The sequence below is a fragment of the Lysinibacillus sp. NPDC094403 genome (assembly GCF_050278745.1).
Classification (GTDB): Bacteria; Bacillota; Bacilli; order Bacillales_A; family Planococcaceae; genus Lysinibacillus.
In genome coordinates this window covers 248,345-266,896 of the sequence record NZ_JBNNTL010000003.1, presented here as the reverse complement: position 1 = coordinate 266,896, position 18,552 = coordinate 248,345, and the positions used below count along the sequence as shown (strand labels likewise).

General features: G+C 37.8%; 17 protein-coding genes. 15 read left to right on the top strand and 2 right to left on the bottom strand.

Annotated features, from left to right (window positions below; genetic code table 11):
• Positions 1-676 precede the first annotated feature (676 nt).
• Positions 677-1,195, bottom strand: a complete 519-nt coding sequence (locus ACQKMV_RS08380) for an antibiotic biosynthesis monooxygenase family protein (RefSeq protein WP_427503357.1) — start codon at positions 1,193-1,195, stop codon at positions 677-679.
• Between the two features lie 233 nt (positions 1,196-1,428).
• Here ACQKMV_RS08380 and hemE point away from each other — a divergent pair, with 233 nt between their 5' ends.
• The 9 genes from hemE (at position 1,429) to ACQKMV_RS08335 (ending at position 11,889) form a co-directional block, all read left to right on the top strand.
• Positions 1,429-2,478 (top strand): uroporphyrinogen decarboxylase, encoded by a 1,050-nt coding sequence (gene hemE / locus ACQKMV_RS08375; protein WP_427503356.1) that lies wholly within the window; start codon positions 1,429-1,431, stop codon positions 2,476-2,478.
• 152 nt (positions 2,479-2,630) lie between these two features.
• Positions 2,631-3,551 carry a ferrochelatase gene (hemH, locus tag ACQKMV_RS08370; RefSeq protein WP_427503354.1) on the top strand — a complete coding sequence of 307 codons (921 nt, stop codon included), beginning with the start codon at positions 2,631-2,633 and terminating at the stop codon, positions 3,549-3,551.
• A gap of 14 nt (positions 3,552-3,565) precedes the next feature.
• Positions 3,566-4,993 (top strand): protoporphyrinogen oxidase, encoded by a 1,428-nt coding sequence (hemY, locus tag ACQKMV_RS08365; protein ID WP_427503352.1) that lies wholly within the window; start codon positions 3,566-3,568, stop codon positions 4,991-4,993.
• Between the two features lie 321 nt (positions 4,994-5,314).
• Positions 5,315-6,280, top strand: coding sequence for a YncE family protein (locus tag ACQKMV_RS08360; protein ID WP_427503351.1), 966 nt, complete (start codon positions 5,315-5,317; stop codon positions 6,278-6,280).
• Positions 6,277-6,960, top strand: coding sequence for a response regulator transcription factor (locus tag ACQKMV_RS08355; protein WP_427503350.1), 684 nt, complete (start codon positions 6,277-6,279; stop codon positions 6,958-6,960). The genes ACQKMV_RS08360 and ACQKMV_RS08355 overlap by 4 nt, the downstream gene beginning before the upstream one ends.
• Positions 6,957-8,345: a sensor histidine kinase gene (locus ACQKMV_RS08350; protein WP_427503349.1), complete on the top strand. Its 1,389-nt coding sequence runs from the start codon at positions 6,957-6,959 to the stop codon at positions 8,343-8,345. Before ACQKMV_RS08355 ends, ACQKMV_RS08350 begins: the two co-directional genes overlap by 4 nt.
• A gap of 3 nt (positions 8,346-8,348) precedes the next feature.
• Positions 8,349-8,861 (top strand): FixH family protein, encoded by a 513-nt coding sequence (locus ACQKMV_RS08345; protein ID WP_427503348.1) that lies wholly within the window; start codon positions 8,349-8,351, stop codon positions 8,859-8,861.
• A gap of 138 nt (positions 8,862-8,999) precedes the next feature.
• Positions 9,000-9,572, top strand: a complete 573-nt coding sequence (locus ACQKMV_RS08340; RefSeq protein WP_427425849.1) for a TetR/AcrR family transcriptional regulator — start codon at positions 9,000-9,002, stop codon at positions 9,570-9,572.
• Between the two features lie 127 nt (positions 9,573-9,699).
• A complete protein-coding gene (locus ACQKMV_RS08335) occupies positions 9,700-11,889 on the top strand; it encodes a YhgE/Pip family protein (protein ID WP_427503347.1) in 2,190 nt (729 codons plus the stop codon).
• A gap of 248 nt (positions 11,890-12,137) precedes the next feature.
• On the opposite strand, the gene yhfH is transcribed toward ACQKMV_RS08335, so the two are convergent.
• A complete protein-coding gene (gene yhfH / locus ACQKMV_RS08330) occupies positions 12,138-12,263 on the bottom strand; it encodes a protein YhfH (RefSeq protein ID WP_012292204.1) in 126 nt (41 codons plus the stop codon).
• 144 nt (positions 12,264-12,407) lie between these two features.
• Here yhfH and ACQKMV_RS08325 point away from each other — a divergent pair, with 144 nt between their 5' ends.
• From ACQKMV_RS08325 to ACQKMV_RS08300, 6 genes are all read left to right on the top strand, one after another.
• Entirely contained in the window at positions 12,408-13,400 is a 993-nt protein-coding gene (locus ACQKMV_RS08325) for a lipoate--protein ligase (protein ID WP_427503345.1), read from the top strand.
• A gap of 256 nt (positions 13,401-13,656) precedes the next feature.
• Positions 13,657-14,361 (top strand): response regulator transcription factor, encoded by a 705-nt coding sequence (locus ACQKMV_RS08320; RefSeq protein ID WP_427503344.1) that lies wholly within the window; start codon positions 13,657-13,659, stop codon positions 14,359-14,361.
• Positions 14,361-15,344: a sensor histidine kinase gene (locus ACQKMV_RS08315; RefSeq protein ID WP_427503343.1), complete on the top strand. Its 984-nt coding sequence runs from the start codon at positions 14,361-14,363 to the stop codon at positions 15,342-15,344. The genes ACQKMV_RS08320 and ACQKMV_RS08315 overlap by 1 nt, the downstream gene beginning before the upstream one ends.
• An 11-nt stretch (positions 15,345-15,355) precedes the next feature.
• Positions 15,356-15,790 carry a hypothetical protein gene (locus ACQKMV_RS08310; RefSeq protein ID WP_427503342.1) on the top strand — a complete coding sequence of 145 codons (435 nt, stop codon included), beginning with the start codon at positions 15,356-15,358 and terminating at the stop codon, positions 15,788-15,790.
• 12 nt (positions 15,791-15,802) lie between these two features.
• Positions 15,803-16,579: an ABC transporter ATP-binding protein gene (locus ACQKMV_RS08305; protein ID WP_427425854.1), complete on the top strand. Its 777-nt coding sequence runs from the start codon at positions 15,803-15,805 to the stop codon at positions 16,577-16,579.
• Positions 16,551-18,485, top strand: a complete 1,935-nt coding sequence (locus ACQKMV_RS08300; RefSeq protein ID WP_427503341.1) for an FtsX-like permease family protein — start codon at positions 16,551-16,553, stop codon at positions 18,483-18,485. Before ACQKMV_RS08305 ends, ACQKMV_RS08300 begins: the two co-directional genes overlap by 29 nt.
• Positions 18,486-18,552 lie beyond the last annotated feature (67 nt).

Sequence of the window (18,552 nt, the reverse complement as noted above, 5' to 3'; positions counted from 1 at the left end):
GAATACCCGCGAATACGAGGGGGATACCCGCGGAAGAGCATCGAATACCCGCGCACCCGGGGAATACCCGCGGAAGAACAGCGAATACCCGCGAATACGAGGGGGATACCCGCGGAAGAGCATCGAATACCCGCGCACCCGGGGAATACCCGCGGAAGAACAGCGAATACCCGCGAATGCGAGGGGGATACCCGCGGAAGAGCATCAAATACCCGCGAATGCGAGTAGAATACCCGCGGAAGAGCATCGAATACCCGCGCACCCGGGGAATACCCGCGGAAGAACAGGAAATACCCGCGAATGCGAGTAGAATACCCGCGGAAGAGCATCGAATACCCGCGAATACGAGGGGGATACCCGCGGAAGAGCATCGAATACCCGCGCATCCAGGGAATACCCGCGGAAGAGCATCAAATACCCGCGCACCCGGGGAATACTCGCGGAAGAGCAGGAAATACCCGCGAATGCGAGGAGAATACCCGCGGAAGAACAGCGAATACCCGCGAATGCGAGTAGAATACCCGCGGAAGAGCATCGAATACCCGCGCACCCGGGGAATACCCGCGGAAGAACAGGAAATACCCGCGAATGCGAGTAGAATACCCGCGGAAGAGCATCGAATACCCGCGCACCCGAGGAATACCCACGAAAAGCAATGACTCCCTTCACGCCTTAACTAATCTTCGTTTTCTTCCTTCGGAGCAGCACTGTAGGTTGTGACATAGGAAGCTGCTGAGAATATGTTTTGCTGATTCACACCTGTTGATTCTTTACGTTCAGCATGTGCTGATGCAAAGGCCTTTGAGCTTTTCCATGCTTCGAACGAATGAGGACCGTTCCATTGTGTCATGACAATGTATGTTTCACTATTTACTGGACGAAGTAGTCGGAATGCTACGAAGCCTGGTTCATCTTCAATAGCACGTGCTCTATTTAAAAAGCGATGTTCAAAAACTGGTCGACCTTCATCTGTAACGGGAATATTGTTGAATACAAAGAAGCCACGTTCTTCTATATCATTTACTGAATCTAACACCTCGAATTTACGTGGTGTGGCAAAGACAGATTTTCCTTCGGTTTCATGTATAAGCACAGAGTTTCCTTCTCCGTGTATTAAAATCATTACTTCGTTTGTATGTTTATTTTTTAATTGTTCTAAAAAATCACCTGTACCAGATGTTAAATAAATATACATAATATTGCCCTCCTTATGAATTTTCATAATATAGCGTGATTATCTCCATTTAAGTGTAAGTCTATAGCTTTGTCAAAAAAGAAATCCCTTAGAAAGAACAATTTTATGACATTTCCCTATGAAAACTATACAATTACAGAGGAAGCGTTTACTATTGAAAACGGATATCAATAATAACGGAATAAACAAGAGAATTTTACGATATGAATTTTATTGAGGGGAAGGAACTATTCATGACAACTTTTAATGATACTCTTCTACGTGCTGCACGAGGAGAAAGAACTGAACATACACCAGTATGGTATATGCGACAAGCAGGACGCTCTCAGCCAGAATATCGTGCGATTAAAGAAAAGTATTCTTTAGAGGAAATTACACTTCAACCTGAGCTTTGTGCATATGTAACGCGATTACCAGTAGAAAATTACAATGTTGATGCGGCGATTTTATACAAAGATATAGTAACACCACTTCCTGGTATTGGGGTAGATGTAAAAATCAAAGCAGGCGTAGGTCCTGTCATTTCAAATCCTATTCGCTCAATCGCTGATATAGAAAAACTAGGGGAATTCAATGCGAAAGAACATACACCGTACGTTTTAGAAACGATAAAGCTGTTAGCTGAGGAACAATTGAATGTACCTCTAATCGGTTTTGCAGGTGCACCATTTACTCTCGCAAGCTATATGGTTGAAGGTGGTCCTTCAAGAAACTATAATAAAACAAAATCATTTATGGTATCAGAGCCTCAAGCTTGGTTTGCATTAATGGACAAGCTAGCTGATATGATTATTTCTGATATTTCTGCTCAAGTAGAAGCGGGAGCAAAAGCTATCCAAATATTTGACTCTTGGGTAGGTGCTTTAAATGTTGAAGACTATCGTGTTTTCATTAAACCGATTATGACACGTATTTTTGCCGAGCTGAGAAAAGAAAATGTGCCACTTATTCAGTTTGGTGTCGGTGCAAGTCATTTAGCGAAAGAGTGGAACGATTTACCGGTTGATGTTGTTGGCTTAGATTGGCGTTTACCAATTAAAGAAGCACGTGCAAACGGTATAACTAAACCAGTACAAGGCAATTTAGATCCATCACTATTACTTGCTGATTGGTCAATTATTGAAAAGCGCACGAAAGATATTATCGATCAAGGCTTAGAAATGCCAGGTCATATCTTTAACTTAGGTCATGGTGTATTCCCAGAGGTAGACCCAGAAGTGTTAAAACGTTTAACAGCTCTTATTCATGAGTATAGTGCTCAACAAATTCAAGCACGTTTTTAAAGATATTAAATCTCATATTCTTTTCTATGAATGATATCTCGATTTCATCGTAGAAAGGGTGCTGTCCAACCTAATGAATTGGACAGCTTCTTTTTGTCACATACTGTACGACCAAAGATATATTTAACTATTATTTAGAGGTGAAAAGGATAATGAAAGAAGTTAAAGGCTTATTAGTTATGGCATACGGAACACCCTATAAAGAAGAAGACATCGAACCGTACTATACGCATATTCGCCACGGTCGCAAACCATCAGAAGAGCATTTAGAAGATTTACGCAGTCGTTATGAAGCTATCGGTGGTTTATCGCCACTTGCTGCTGCTACTAAAGCGCAGGCTGAGGCATTATGTGCACGTTTAAATGAAGTACAAGATAATGTGGAATACAAACTATTTATCGGTTTAAAGCATATCCACCCATTCATTGAAGATGCTGTTGAAGGAATGGTAGCAGAAGGAATTAAAGAAGCGGTTTCTATCGTATTAGCTCCTCACTTCTCAACGTTCTCCATTAAATCATATAATGGTCGTGCAACAGAAGCAGCTGGAGATCGATTAACAATTACTTCTGTGGAATCCTGGTATGATGAGCCAAAGTTCATTGAGTATTGGAAAATTAAAGTGAATGAAACGTTTAATGCAATGTCTAATGAAGAACGTGAAAAAGCATGTTTAATCGTATCTGCACATTCACTTCCAGAGAAAATTAAAGAGTTGGGCGATCCCTATGAAGATCAATTAATAGAGACGGCTCAACTTATCAAAGAAGCGACAGGTGTAAAGAATGTGGAAGTTGGCTGGCAATCAGCAGGGCAAACACCTGAGCCATGGATCGGTCCGGATGTTCAGGACTTAACGCGTGAACTTTACGAGCAAAAGGGCTTCCGTTCTTTCGTGTATACACCAGTTGGTTTTGTAACAGAGCATTTAGAAGTTTTATATGACAACGATTATGAATGTAAAGTTGTTTGTGATGAACTTGGCGCGAACTATTATCGTCCAGCAATGCCAAATACACACCCGTTATTTATTGATGCAATGGTTGATGCCATTCATAAAAAATTAAGCTAAGCGAAAAGAAAGTGATGATGTTGGTGACTCAGAAAAGACGAAAGGTAGTTGTTGTAGGCGGTGGCATTACTGGCCTCACAGCTGCGTTCTATTTGCAAAAAGAAGCAAGCGCAAAAGAATTGCCGTTAGATATCGTACTTGTCGAGTCGTCATTACGTCTTGGCGGAAAAATACAAACACTAAGAAAAGATGGCTTTATAATCGAACGCGGGCCAGAATCTTTTTTTGATCGTGAGAACTATGTATATGCTTTGGCAAAGGATTTAGGCATTGAACAGGAAATGATTACAAGCAATACAGGACCGATTTACGTTGCTGTTGGTAGTCAGTTGTATCCAATCCCGAGTACTCTTTTGTCTGGAGCTACACCACATGTTTCGTCATTTATTACATCAGGTTTGTTTTCACTTAGCGGGAAAGTTCGTGCAGCGGGGGACTTTTTCATCCCTCGCTCTGCACAGGATGATGACCAACCATTAGGACGATTTTTTAGAAGAAGATTCGGTGCTGAAGTTGTGGAAAATCTAGTAGAGCCATTACTTGCAGGAACATTTGCTGGTGATATTGAGCAGTTAAGCATGCGCTCAACATTCCCACAGCTTTATGGATTAGAACAAAAATATCGTAGCTTACTTATTGGTATGAAAAAGTCTGGTGCGAATTTTTTAAGTAACAATCTCATGACGAAAGATAAGGGGATTTTTCAAACATTTAATAATGGTCTTGAGACGCTTATCGAAAAACTTGAAGAATCACTACTTCCTGGGACAGTTATGAAGGGTGTTAAAGTAGAGGAAATTGAGCATGGTAAGGATGGTACTGTCCAAGTTATGTTAAACAACTTTACACAATTAAAAGCAGATGCTGTTATTATTGCTACACCATTTAATGTGGCAAGAAAAATGTTCAGTAAACACCAATTATTAACTGAATTAGGTACGATGAAAGCAGCGACTATTGCTACTGTGACAATGGCATTTAAAAAAGATCAGTTGGGTGATCTAGATGCATTATCATTTTTTGTCTCCCGAAATAGTGATTTTTCAATAACTTCCTGTACATGGATTAATCGAAAATGGCCTGGCACAACACCAGATGATTACGTGCTCTTACGTAGTTATATTGGCCGAGTGGGCGACGAGGCAATTGTAGCACTATCCGATACTGAAATTGAAAAGACCGTATTGCAGGATTTAATGAAAACAATTGGTGTTGATGGAGAACCGTTAATGACCGTAGTTTCTCGCTGGAAAAATGCCATGCCACAGTACACGGTAGGACATGAAGCGAAGATAGAACGTGTAAAACAAGAATTACTTGAACATTTTCCGATTGTTAAGCTCTCGGGAAGTTCCTTCGAAGGAATATCAATACCTGAGTGCGTTGAGCAGGGTAAAAATGTTGCTGACGAGATAGTAAAGGAATTGTTTAAGAATTTATAAGGAATAGATACTTATTAATGAGTAGTACAAACTTGAAAATCAATGTTTGTACTACTTTTTTTGTTTAATGGAGGTTCAATAATGCAAGATATCTATCGATGACGTCTTCTTCATTTTTCACTTTCATACATAAACTAATTGACAACAAAAAGTTGATTCCTCCTTATCATAATCGTTGTAGTATATGATGCTACTATATTTTTTGGTTGGATTAATGCTCGTAGATCGTGAAATTTGCTAGTTTTCTTTGTCATAAATTTACCTCTCAAGTTTCACGTGAATTTCACAATTGTGAAGTATAGTTAAGAAACAGAGGTGATGATGTTGAAAAAATGGGCATTCTTCATTTTTTCTTTAGTCCAGCTTTTATGGCTAGCAGGATGTACGGAGAAATCGTTTGAGCCTATTGAACGCGATAGGAATTTTATTGCGTCCTTAAATATACAAGAGCCTTCGCTAGATTTTATAGATGAACAAGGTAAAGTGATGGCAACTTGGTTATTTGACAAAGCTTACTCAGGAGCAATACTACTCGAAAATGATCGTGTGTTATTGTATGGCCATCAATTAAATGAGATTGACGTCTATACATTATCAACCGGAAAGAAGCTCTATTCCAAAAAAGTCCATCTTGGTACAACGAATGCGTATTATGCTGAGAATAAAAAACAGTTTTTTATTACGAATAGCAAAACAAATACAGTGACAAGCTTTGATGAGAAGGGCAACGAACTGGCAACACAGAAGCTTGGTAATTATCCGATGTCAATGGCAGCCTATAAAGATAAGCTATATGTGATTAATTATAAAGATACTAAATTATCGGTGTTGAATATTGAGAATCTAAAGGTTGAGCAAGAGTGGCCGATTCAAAAATCATCACATGGAATAGCAATTATTGAAGAGGCAAATGAACTATGGATTGGTGGTCATGGAGAAGGAAGTAAACCGAATAGCTCTGTTAAAAAATATGATCTTTTGACAGGAGTCCAACATGGTGAGATAGAAATGCCTTTGATGCCTGTTGGATTAACCAAAACAAAGGATGCTGTCCTCGTTGTTAGTCATGGTCGGAATGAATTATATGTTGCCGACTTTAATGGAAATGTGAAATGGCAACAAGAGGTAGGAGCTAATCCATTTGTTGTAAATCAGTTTAAAGATTATATTGTTGTCGCTGGCTATGATGACCATACTTTGTATTTCATAAAAGAAGGTCAGGTGAAAAAAACAGTTGATGTGGGGAAAGGTGCATTTCAACTGTTAGTGAGGGAGGAAGAAATGTGACAACTGTATTGATTGTTGATGATGAGCAAGATATGCGCAATTTAATAGAAATGATGCTCAATAATTCAAAGATTGAGACCTTAACAGCAGCAAGTGGTACAGAAGCCTATGATATTATTGTACGTGAAAAAATCGATTTAGTTCTACTTGATGTGATGATGCCGCATGAAGATGGCTTTATGGTTTGTCAAAGCATACGTGCGATGTCGAATATACCAATTATTTTCCTGACAGCACGTGATGCAAATGAGGATAAAGTTAAAGGCCTAACAATTGGCGGAGATGATTATATTGTAAAACCCTTTACAAACGATGAACTGGTTGCACGAATCCACGCTGTGTTAAGAAGAAGTGGTACTGATATTGAAGAATTGCAGCAAAAATGTGTGGTGCTAGGACCTATTAAAATAGATGAGATTGCACGAAAGGTATCTGTAGATGGAAAGAGTGTTCCGCTTACTTTAAAGGAATTTGAACTATTACATTTATTTATGAAAAATCCTGGGAATGCGTATACAAGGGAGCAATTACTAGAACGCATTTGGGATATTGATTATATAGGGGGAACAAGAACTGTTGACACTCATATAAAAACCTTACGTATAAAGCTTGGGAAGGAAGCGGCGGGGCATATTCAAACCGTCTGGGGAGTGGGCTACCGCTTTGATCCTGGCGAATGAGAAAGATTTCAACACGCATTTGGTTATTAATCTTTGCATTTTTAATCATTACCGTTGTCTTTATGTATGTCCTGACTAATTATTTATATGAAAGACTTTATGTAGAAGATACAGAAGAAACGATGGTAGAAGTAGGGACCAAGCTGCAGACGATGTATAACGGTAGTAAGGTAACGGATGAATTTATTGCTGATATTGAACATTATGCCAATTTCTCAAATTTGAATATTTTTGCAGTAAGAAATCCGCGAGAACTAAGTGCCTGTGTGCCGTTTGATATTGATTTCGAAACATTAATTGGTTCAGAAGAGCGACAGCAATTACTTGCAGGTGAATATGTACAAAAAATTGGGTATGAGCCCCGATTTGATAGACAGCTCATTTCTGTAGTATTTCCGCTAGTAGATCAAAATAGGCTTGAAGGCATTATTTATATTTACTTCCCTCTAGCAAAAATTAGTGAGTTAGCGAATAATGAAGTCATTTTCTTATTTGTCAGTGCCTTTATATTTTTAATTGTCATCAGCTATTTAATTTATAAAGGAATTCGTCATATTATGCGACCGTTAAGCAATTTACAAAGAGCCGTTGAGCAAATGTCATACGGAAACTATGGAACACGTGTGCCGGTTAATTCAAAAGATGAAATCGGAAAATTATCTAGCACCTTTAATACAATGGCAGAGGCGATACAACAAGAGGATGAGGCTCAAAAAACGTTTTTAGCTACAGTTTCACATGAGCTACGGACACCAATTAGCTATGTAAAAGGGTATAGTGAAGCAATGCAGAATGGCATTATTCCAGAAAATCAAAAAGAGGAAACGATCCAACTGATTGTCCGTGAGGCAAATCGTATGGAACGTTTAACGAACGAACTACTTCAACTTGCTCGTATGGAAAATGAACAAGCAGAAATTACTTTATATCCTATTCCTCTTGCCGAAACATTACGTGAGGTTCAAAAAATATTAACTCATCAGGCAGAGAAGAAGAACATTGCGCTCCATTTGGATACTGATGATGCATTAATCATCAAAGCTGATGAAGTAAAGCTGAAACAAATTATTATTAATATAATTGAAAATGCCATTAATTACTCGCATGAGCAGTCAAAGGTTGAAATTACTGCTTTTGAAGATAATGGCAGTGCGCAAATTACCATAAAGGATTATGGAATTGGTATTCCACAGGAGGATTTATTGCATGTAACAGAACGCTTTTATCGTGTTAACAAAGCACGGAGTCGAGCAGATGGTGGCAGTGGACTAGGCTTGTCGATTGTTGAACAATTGTTGAAGCAGTTACATGGCAAGATAGAGATTGAAAGTGAAGTTGAAAAAGGCACAGTTGTGAAAATTACATTGCCGTTAATGGAGGAGTAAAACATGAAGAAATGGTTATTGGCATTAGTCGCAGTACCTGCTTTATTAGTAGGTTGCGGAGAAAAGAAAGAGCCTGCCGCTTTACCAGAGCCTGAAGTAGCTCAAATACCAGAAGTTGAAATTTTAACACCGAAAGAAGTAAAGATCAATGAAACGATTGAACTTGCTGCACATGTTGTACAAGGTGGAAAAAACTTGGATGATGCAGTTGTGGAATTCGAAGTATGGGAATCAGGTAAACGTGATCAAGGGCAAATGGTTAGCGGCGAATTAGAGAAAGAGGGTATTTATAAAGCGACGACTAAATTTGACCACGATGGTGTATATTATATGTATGCTCATACTACTACAGGCAATGGTGTTCATAGTATGCCGAAGCAACAAATTACTGCTGGAAGCCCCGATATGACGAAAGTTTTACCAGAGGATGAAAAAGCAAATAACAACAGCATGGATCATAACATGATGAATCATGGTAATGATACTTCTGAGCATAATGATCACGAAAAAAAATGAAAAAAATCATCATTAAATGCTTGCATTATTATTAAAATAGGAATATGATAATGACCAGATGACCGAAATGGTTTTCTGGTCATTATCATTTTAGTGTACAAAGGCATGTACATAACTTAACAAGAAAGGATGTTACTAATGGATCGTAGGCAGGAAATTCTTGAAGCAGCTGCAAAATCATTTACATTGTTTGGTTACAAAGCAACAACGATGGAGCAAGTGGCTAAAATCGCCAATGTCGGTAAAGGGACGATTTACACATTCTTTGCAAATAAAGAAATTTTATTTCAAGAGATAGCTATGTCACTTATACGGGAGATGCAAGCAGAAGCAGATGCAGTGTTGGATGCATCAGCTAGCTTTATGGATAATGCACACAATGCTTTAATGAAAATGCTACAGTTCCGTGAAAAACATCTTTTATTTGCGAAGTTATTAGAGGAAGAAAAGGAGCTACGAACGCCAGCAGTTAAACAAGTATTAGTTCGCATTGAGACTGAAGTTTTATCCTATGTTGCTGAATTAATTCAAAGACGTATCGATAAAGGAGAAATTAGAGACTGTGATGCAGAATTAGTAAGCTTTCTGTTGCTAAAGGCGTATCTAGCATTTGTCGTTGATTGGCATGAACTACATGGCGACATTATTCCAGAAGAAAAGATACTAAATCTTTTTAAGCAAACAATCTTCCGTGGGCTAATTTTAACTTGATTCGGCTGAGTGAAGGCGAATCAATGATAGTCTAGGGGTTTTAAACCCTGTGAAGGTTGTAGATTTTTTTGAATAAAAATGACTGAATGACGTTTTTGGTCAAATGGTATAGGAGTGAAGAAAACTTATGATTAAAGCTGAGTGGCTGAAAATCTTTAAAACAAGAAAAATGCTTGTTTCAATAATCGCTGTATTATTTATCCCAGTCATGTACGCAGGCATGTTTTTATGGGCGTTCTGGGATCCATATGCAGGCCTGCCGAAATTACCAGTAGCTGTTGTCAATGAAGATAAGGGCGCTGAAATGGAAGGCGTTAAATTAGATTTAGGGAATGACTTGGTCGATAATCTCGTCAAGAGTGAGCAATTTAAATTCATTGAAGTATCCAAAGAAGAAGCTGAAAAAGGCATAAATGGCCGAGATTATTATATGACTCTAGAAATTCCAACAAATTTTTCTGAGCATGCGACTACGTTATTAGATGACAAACCTTCTAAATTAGTCATGAATTATATTCCAAATGAAGGATTAAACTTCCTTAGTGCACAAATTGGTGATTCAGCAATGGAAAAAATACGTGCGGAAGTGAATAAACAAGTTTCAACTACTTATGCTGAAAAAATATTTGATTCTATTACAACAATGGGAGATGGCTTTACGGAGGCTGCTGATGGCTCTAGTAAGCTAGATGAAGGTGCTAAAACTTTATCAAAAGGTGCAAAAGATTTAAAAGGTTATTTAGAGCAACTAGCATCAAGTACAGTTGAATTGTCGAATGGTACAGATAAAATTACTAAAGGTGCTGGAGACGCTGCAAAAGGTGCAAATGACTTATCTACTGGTCTAGTAAAAATACAAGACGGCACTGGACAGTTACAACAAGGTGCACAGCAAGCAGCATCTGGAGCAACATCTCTTGAGCAAGGTGTATCACAATATACACAGGGTGTAGCAAAGGTTCAAGCAGGTTTAGCTACCATTAACGATAAACAACAACAAATTAGTGCAGGAGCAGCTTCAATTGCTGATAATGCAGGCGCATTAAATGGTGCAGCAGGCCAATTAACAGCGGGTTCTGCAAAAGTAGAAGCAGGCATCACTGCTTTATCTAATCAATTACAAGGCATGATGGCTTCATTGCCTGAAGAACAAGCGGCAGTATTAAAACAAACATTAGCAGAGCTACAAGCAGGAAGTGCAAGCGTGCATAATGGCTTAGGTTCTTTAACTGCTGGTACAGAAAAACTACAAGCTGGTGCTAAACAAGTAAGTTCTGGTGCATCACAAATTGCAGCAGGTCAATCACAAGTGTTAGCAGGTGCTAATGAGTTAACATCAAAAAGTGGTGCGTTAGTCCAAGGAGCAAAAGGTCTTCAAGCTGGTAATGCAACACTAGCTCAAAAATTAGGTGAATTAAATGCTGGTGTTAAGACCGCCGTAACAGGTTCAAAAACATTAGCTTCAGGGTTAAATGAGCTAGCAAGTGGTACAACAACATTGAATAAAGGTACAACAACACTTGCATCTAAATCAGGTGAATTAGCAGCAGGTTCTGCAACGCTTGCTGATGGTACAACTGAACTTGTAGATGGTACATCAACTTTATCTAGCAAACTAGGTGAAGCAAGTGAAAAAGCAAAAGAAGTTCATGTAAATAAAGACACTTATGATATGGTAGGTAGCCCAGTTGAGGTTGATAAAGAATCTGTTAACCATGTACCTAACTATGGAACAGGTTTCTCACCATACTTTATCTCTTTAGGCTTATTCGTTGGTGCTTTAATGATCTCTATCGTTTTCCCATTTGTGGAACCAGCGATTCGTCCGAAAAATGGGGCAGCTTGGTTTACAAGTAAAATCTCAGTTTTAGCAATAGTTGGCTTAATTCAAACTATATTAACAGTGGTTATTGTAAAATGGGGCTTAGGTCTTGAAGTATACAGTTTAGGTTACTTCTTCCTAACAGCATTATTAACAAGCTATGTTTTCCTAGCTTTAATTCAAATGTTAGTATCTATTTTCGGTGATCCAGGACGCTTCATGGCGATTATTGTATTGATTTTACAACTTACAACAAGTGCGGGTACATTCCCACTTGAGTTAATCCCATCACCATTACAAGTATTTAATAAACTATTACCAATGACATATACTGTTTCAGCATTTAAAGCGAGTATCTCAACTGGTGATACATCATTCTTAATGCAAAACTACGGAATTCTAGCAGGCTTCCTAGTAGCATTCTTAGCTATTACTTTCGGTTACTTCATGTTACTACACTCAAAACGTTACTCAAATGTAGCCGAAGAGAACTAAAAATAGGATTTTTTGCACCCATCAATATTGGTGGGTGTTTTTTTGTAGTTGAATGAGAACTGCTCGGCTCCAACAAAAAATCGCCACTTACAAAAAAATCATACAAAAAACAGCAGCTGATATGAGCGTATCAGCTGCTGTCTTGTAAGTGTAAGAGATTTAATTAAGGGTTCATCAAAGTATGATGAGGGTTGTCATTATTAGTACGTGTGGGGCACGTATATGACAATTACAGAATAGGCAAATGTTTATAGGTGGTTACATTTTTCACAAGTGTTGCTGTAGCATTCACTTTGCTCTTCAATTTTTTCACCGCATTCTGTGCATTGCTTTGCAGGTAGGTTCTTGAAAAATTCAACTACATTTTCTAACATTGTGGACTCCTCCTTTAAGTTCATCTGTACTATTACTGTTTTGATATTTTCTAGTGTATTATAACAGATGCTTTTCGTCAACACAAAATGCCTAATTTACGTTAAAATAATTATGTATAATTTGTGAAGGAGGAAACGTAATTTATGATATTCGTTGATAATAAAGGGATTCATGATCCACGCATTAATCTTGCCATTGAGGAGTATTTATTAAAAACGATGGATGTTGAGAAGGAGCCAGTGCTACTTTTTTACATAAATCAGCCTTCAATCATCATTGGTAAAAATCAAAATACTATCGAAGAGATTAATACAGATTACGTGGAGGATAATGCCATAATCGTTGTACGACGTCTTTCTGGTGGAGGCGCAGTGTATCATGATTTAGGGAACCTTAACTATAGTTTTATCACTAAAGACGATGGTGATAGCTTTATGAATTATAAAAAATTCACCCAGCCTGTCGTAGATGCACTCGCAAAAATGGGCGTTCACGCTGAGCTTTCAGGCCGCAACGACATTTTAGCGGAAGGACGTAAAGTTTCTGGGAACGCACAGTTTTCTACAAAGGGCCGTATGTATAGCCACGGTACTTTAATGTTTGATACAGAAATTGATGCTGTTGTATCTGCATTAAAGGTGAAGAAAGATAAAATCGAATCAAAGGGCATTAAATCGATTCGTTCACGAGTAGCTAATATTTCAGAGTTCTTAAAGGATAAGATGACAGTTGAAGAATTCCGCCTAGAAATTTTAAAATCCATCTTCGGTGGTGAAGAAAATATTCGCTATTATGAGTTAACGGAGGAAGATTGGGAAAATATCCACAAGCTATCTGCTGAGCGTTACCAAACGTGGGAATGGAACTATGGCAAATCACCACGCTTTAATATTCAAAAAACACATCGCTTCCCAACAGGAGGCATTGATATTCGCTTAGAAGTGAATCAAGGAATTATTGAAGAAGCGCATATTTTTGGTGATTTCTTCGGTGTGGGCGACATGGCAGATGTTGAACAACGTTTAGTTGGGACAAACTATGATCGAACTGCAATTGCTGAGGCGCTAACGGATATCGATATTCCAACATACTTCGGTGGAATTACGACAGAAGAGTTTTTACAATTAGTTTATTAAGAAGAGCTTGTGTAGAAATTGGCAAATGTCCTTATTGAGATATAAGAGTACACACTTTTTCAAAATGGAACCGTTCCATAACGTGTGGTTGATTTCCGTTCCGACAAAGCGAGTAGCCCGTAGCGGAAATCAGAGCCTTCTAATTAATCAGAGTGGATAAAAATGGTTAATTAACACACCTGCTACAAAAGGTTCGCTGACAGTTATGTCGACGGACCTTTTTTTGATACAATATAAGATAGAAAGGAGTGTTGGTATGGAGAAGCATCGAATATTTATTGTCGAAGATGATGTAAAGATTGCATCATTGCTCGCAGAAACGCTTAGAAAATATCAATACGAAGTTGAAACAATTAGAGAATTTGATCATCTCGTTGAAGAATTTACAGAATTTAATCCACATATGGTGTTGCTTGATATAAATTTACCTTCGTACGATGGCTACTATTGGTGTCGCCAACTACGTCAACATACAACTTGTCCAATTATTTTCATTTCAGCTCGCTCTGGAGAAATGGATCAAATTTTTGCGCTTGAAAATGGGGGCGACGATTTCATTACGAAGCCATTTAATTATGAGATTGTACTGGCTAAAATCCGTAGCCACTTGCGTCGTACATATGGTGAATATGCAGCAAGACAAGAGGAACGGACAATTAAACAAGGACAGCTTGTTCTTCATTTAGAAAGAATGGAGCTTCATAAAAATGATTTAGAAATTCCGCTTCAGAAAAAAGAATGTATCATTTTAGAACTGTTGATGGGAAATGCTCCAAAAGTTGTGACGCGTGAACAACTGTTAGAAGAGCTTTGGGACGATCAGGCATTTGTTGATGAAAATACATTGAACGTCAATATGACACGAGTACGTAAGAAGCTAGCTGATTATCATATTACGTCTTCTATCGAAACGGTACGTGGAGCAGGCTATCGCTTTATATTAAGTGCAGGTGAGATATAGTGGGCTGGAAATTATTTTTGCGTGATTACGCATCGTTCATTGTATTCCAGTTCTTATTAGTCGGCTTTATCATGGTCTTATATTGGTTGGACGGCTTTCGAAATGTTGATACTGCTATTTATTCCTTCTGTATTAGTTTAGTGTTGTTAGCCTCTTTTTTACTTATCCGTTATTTAATGCGTCAACGTTACTTATTAAAAATATCGCAGCTTCCTAAAACAATGGAGGATGTGTTGCAAAAAAATGCTAAAACACCTGAGGCGATACAGGTTGAGAAATATATGCATGAACTATATCGACTATATAAGCATGAGCTCCAATCGTTATATGCAGGCCAAAAACGCCATGATCAGTTTGTTAATCAATGGGTTCATCAGATGAAAACACCCATTTCTGTTATTGAGCTCTTATTACAGGATGAGCGTCCTCTCGATAAAAAGAATGTGCAGGAGGAAATTGACCGCTTACGTAGAGGCTTGGATATGGTACTTGTGAATGCTCGATTAGAAAATTTTGAAGATGATATGCAAGTAGAACAGGTTACTTTAAAAACAATTGTTACGGCAACTGTTAATGAAAATAAACGTTTATTTATTACGAAGCAAGTTTTCCCAGAAATTCATATTGAAGATGACATGATCGTTGCAAGTGATTCAAAATGGCTTCGCTTTATTATCGGGCAATTCGTAACCAATGCGGTTAAATATACTTTTGAGGCTAATAAAAAAATAGTGATTTCTGCTATTAAAAAGGATGACTATGTACAGTTAGCCATTTGTGATGAAGGAATTGGTATTCCAGTTTCCGATCTTTCTCGGGTCACTAAAGCCTTTTTTACTGGTGAGAATGGGCGTAAAACAGGGGAATCCACAGGGATGGGTTTATATTTGGCGAAAGAAATCTGTGAAAAACTCGGTCACGAATTAAACATTACATCAGAGGTAGGAAAAGGAACGATTGTGACAGTGACATTTACAAATTAGGGGGATCGGAAATGATGAAAGTAAGTTTGGATGAATGGGTTTTAAATGTAGAGACTGAAAAAACAGCGGCACTATACGAATCGCATAACGATGTTTGTGAGTGTTTATCCTGCAAAAATTTCCGTAAGGCTAGCTTTTTGCTTAATGAAGAGGTAATGCATTTTTCGAATAAGCTTGGGCTAGACTTACATAAACCAACTTTACTTAATGCTTTTCCTGTAGAAGGTGAACAAGTGATGTACAGTGGGCATTATACGATTTGTGGAGAAATAATTGAAGGTGAAATGGATGCCTGGGATGTAATTGTTGGTTCGCATTGCTTTAGTCTAGTGGAGGAGGATGGTAATAAGTCAACTGAAACATTAACAGAGCCGCATTTTCAAATTGGCTTTGAAGTAGTATTGCAATGGCTTTTACCAGAATCCATGGAATTAATCAAGAAATAAGGTGAACAAGGTATGCCTATTTTACAAATAAAAGACGTAACGAAAGTATATGAAGGCAAAGTAACTCATCGTGCACTAAATCAACTAAGCTTTGATGTGGAGGAAGGTGAGTTTTTAGCAGTTATGGGCCCATCAGGAAGTGGAAAAACAACTTTATTGAATATCATTTCTACGATCGATGAACCAACGAGTGGAGAAATCATTTTAGATGGCATGAATCCTCATTTGCTGAATGCAACTGAGCTAGCCTATTTTAGAAGAAGACAGCTTGGTTTTGTTTTTCAGGACTTTAATCTATTGCATATGCTGACAGTAGAAGAGAATATTGTGCTGCCACTTACGTTAGACCAACAGCCATTAGAAGTAATGGAGGAGCGTCTTGCAAGCATTGTGGAAAAGCTCGATTTAACCTCTTTCTTGCACAAACGCCCAAATGAAATATCAGGTGGACAAGCACAAAGAACAGCCATTGGTCGAGCACTTATTCATAATCCAAGTCTCATTTTAGCAGATGAGCCGACCGGAAATTTGGATTCGAATTCTTCGCGTGATGTACTTGAACTTTTAACAAAAATCAATCGGGATAAACTAACGACAATCGTTATGGTAACACATGATCCAATTGCAGCTAGCTACTGTGATCGCGTGTTATTTATTAAAGATGGAGAATTTTTCAATGAAATTCATAAAGATGACCGTCGTCAAATGTTTTTCCAACGAATTTTAAATGTTTTGAGCTTACTAGGAGGAGGACAAGTAGGTGACCTTTCGACAATTCGCTTACCGTAATGTCGTACGGAACAGCCGTATATACGGTGCCTTTTTCATGGCAAGCTTTTTTTCTGTGGCTGTGTTTTTTATCTATTCAATGCTCATGTTTCATCCGGATATTGAGCAAGGAATTTTAGGAGAAGCATCGTTAATTGGGATGGTTGGTGCGGAAATCGTACTCGTCCTTTTTACATTATTCTTTTTATATTACTCGATGAGTGCTTTTTTAGAGGCAAGATCACATGAGTTTGCAATTTTATTACATTTAGGAATGGAAAAACGCCAGATGAATAGGCTTGTCTTTTTGGAGACAATGATTATTGGATCGGGCTCTATTTTTGTTGGAATTATATTTGGTTTCTCATTTTCGAAATTCTTTTTCATGATTGTCCGAGAAATTTTACATTTAAATGCGCTACCCTTATATGTTTCATGGCAGCCCTTTTTACTGACAATTGGTGTCTTCACAAGTGCTTTTGTGGTCATTTCCTTTATTAGTGTGTATTTTACACGTGAAAGAAAATTGCGCGATCTCCTTAAGGGAAGTGACTATTTAAATAGTGTTTCAACTTATTCTAAAATCCGTGCAGTATTTGGTATTGCTCTTATTTTATCAGCATACGTATTAGCGTTTATCGTATCGAATACATCTTGGATCGGTTTAGCATTGTTAATCCCGTTTTTAGCAACCTTTGGAACATATTATTTTTTCAGTGATTCTTTACCTTGCTTCTTAGATAAAGCACGGGGCAAACGTAAATTTCATTGGCAACGCTATCGCCTTCTTTCGTTAGCTGAGCAAACTCATATTATGATGGACAATGTGAAAATGTTTTTTGTGGTAACGATGGTATCGACAATGGCATTTTTATCGGTCGGTGTTTTAGCAACGATGTCTTCATATACAATACAATATGACCGTTTAAATCCACTAGGGCTTGTCTATAAGGGAGATGTCGACAATCCATATGAGCGAAATCATATCGCCTCTTTACGAATTCAATTAGAGGAGAAGGGTTTGTCCTATCATTTATCTCGCTTTGTTGTCATCAAGCAAACATCTTCATATTCTCACAATGAGGTTGAGGTTTTTAGGGAATCAGATATGAATGTATTGCTGTCTTCCTTTAGTTACCCATTACTTGATTTGGCTTCAGGGGAGGCAGTGTTTATACCATACTCGGAAGATTCCCTAAAAAAGCTAAAAAATAAAGTTGTGCATACGGTATTAGAGGAAAATTCTATCCCGATAACAATTGATAGCGTATATCCTAAAATAGTATTCCCAGGCTCTATTGTTAGCGTTAATTCTATAGTGGTAAGCGATGAGGATTTTGTAAAGCTCGTAAAGCCGATTGCCGATAAAGACGTTGTGCAGCCAACCTATCATTTATTTACCTTCTATATTCCTCAGTGGATGGAAACGAAAGATATTGGCAAGGGCATAGACGAGTTAGCAGCATCTCAATATTTTTATAAGAAGGATAGATTTAGCCCATTTTACTTTGAAAATGCAGGATTAAATTATTCTTATATATTAGCTACCTACTCATTATTCACATTAGTAGGGGTCTTGGTAGCAACGGTATTTTTATTAGCAGCAGGTAGTTTCGTTTACTTTAAACTGCATACTTCTCTTGAAAGAGAAAAACGTAAATTCGATGTCTTAAAGCGAATGGGCTTAACAGATACAGAGCTCAAAAAGCTTGTGAATCGTCATTTATTCCCACAATTTTTCTTACCATGGGGTATTGCAATGTTGCATAGCATGTTTGCTTTTCTTATGGTTCAAGGCATCTTGAAGGATATTGCTAATATTTCCATTGTAAAAGAAGTTTTCTTTGCTTTTGGTTTTTTTGTTTTAATACAAGTAGTCTATTTTTATTTGATTCGTTGGCGTTACATCTCGCATATTCGTTCGTAATAAAAGTGTATAAAAGAGAAAAAAATGAATTATTTGACGTAATTTATGACATGAAATAAAAAGTTTC

What these genes read in the sequence shown, in the direction of transcription:
- ACQKMV_RS08380 (WP_427503357.1), bottom strand. Translation starts at nt 1,195, where the DNA reads ATGTATATTTATTTAACATCTGGTACAGGTGATTTTTTAGAACAATTA.
- hemE (WP_427503356.1), top strand. Translation starts at nt 1,429, where the DNA reads ATGACAACTTTTAATGATACTCTTCTACGTGCTGCACGAGGAGAAAGA.
- hemH (WP_427503354.1), top strand. Translation starts at nt 2,631, where the DNA reads ATGAAAGAAGTTAAAGGCTTATTAGTTATGGCATACGGAACACCCTAT.
- hemY (WP_427503352.1), top strand. Translation starts at nt 3,566, where the DNA reads ATGATGTTGGTGACTCAGAAAAGACGAAAGGTAGTTGTTGTAGGCGGT.
- ACQKMV_RS08360 (WP_427503351.1), top strand. Translation starts at nt 5,315, where the DNA reads ATGTTGAAAAAATGGGCATTCTTCATTTTTTCTTTAGTCCAGCTTTTA.
- ACQKMV_RS08350 (WP_427503349.1), top strand. Translation starts at nt 6,957, where the DNA reads ATGAGAAAGATTTCAACACGCATTTGGTTATTAATCTTTGCATTTTTA.
- ACQKMV_RS08345 (WP_427503348.1), top strand. Translation starts at nt 8,349, where the DNA reads ATGAAGAAATGGTTATTGGCATTAGTCGCAGTACCTGCTTTATTAGTA.
- ACQKMV_RS08340 (WP_427425849.1), top strand. Translation starts at nt 9,000, where the DNA reads ATGGATCGTAGGCAGGAAATTCTTGAAGCAGCTGCAAAATCATTTACA.
- ACQKMV_RS08335 (WP_427503347.1), top strand. Translation starts at nt 9,700, where the DNA reads ATGATTAAAGCTGAGTGGCTGAAAATCTTTAAAACAAGAAAAATGCTT.
- yhfH (WP_012292204.1), bottom strand. Translation starts at nt 12,263, where the DNA reads ATGTTAGAAAATGTAGTTGAATTTTTCAAGAACCTACCTGCAAAGCAA.
- ACQKMV_RS08325 (WP_427503345.1), top strand. Translation starts at nt 12,408, where the DNA reads ATGATATTCGTTGATAATAAAGGGATTCATGATCCACGCATTAATCTT.
- ACQKMV_RS08320 (WP_427503344.1), top strand. Translation starts at nt 13,657, where the DNA reads ATGGAGAAGCATCGAATATTTATTGTCGAAGATGATGTAAAGATTGCA.
- ACQKMV_RS08310 (WP_427503342.1), top strand. Translation starts at nt 15,356, where the DNA reads ATGATGAAAGTAAGTTTGGATGAATGGGTTTTAAATGTAGAGACTGAA.
- ACQKMV_RS08305 (WP_427425854.1), top strand. Translation starts at nt 15,803, where the DNA reads ATGCCTATTTTACAAATAAAAGACGTAACGAAAGTATATGAAGGCAAA.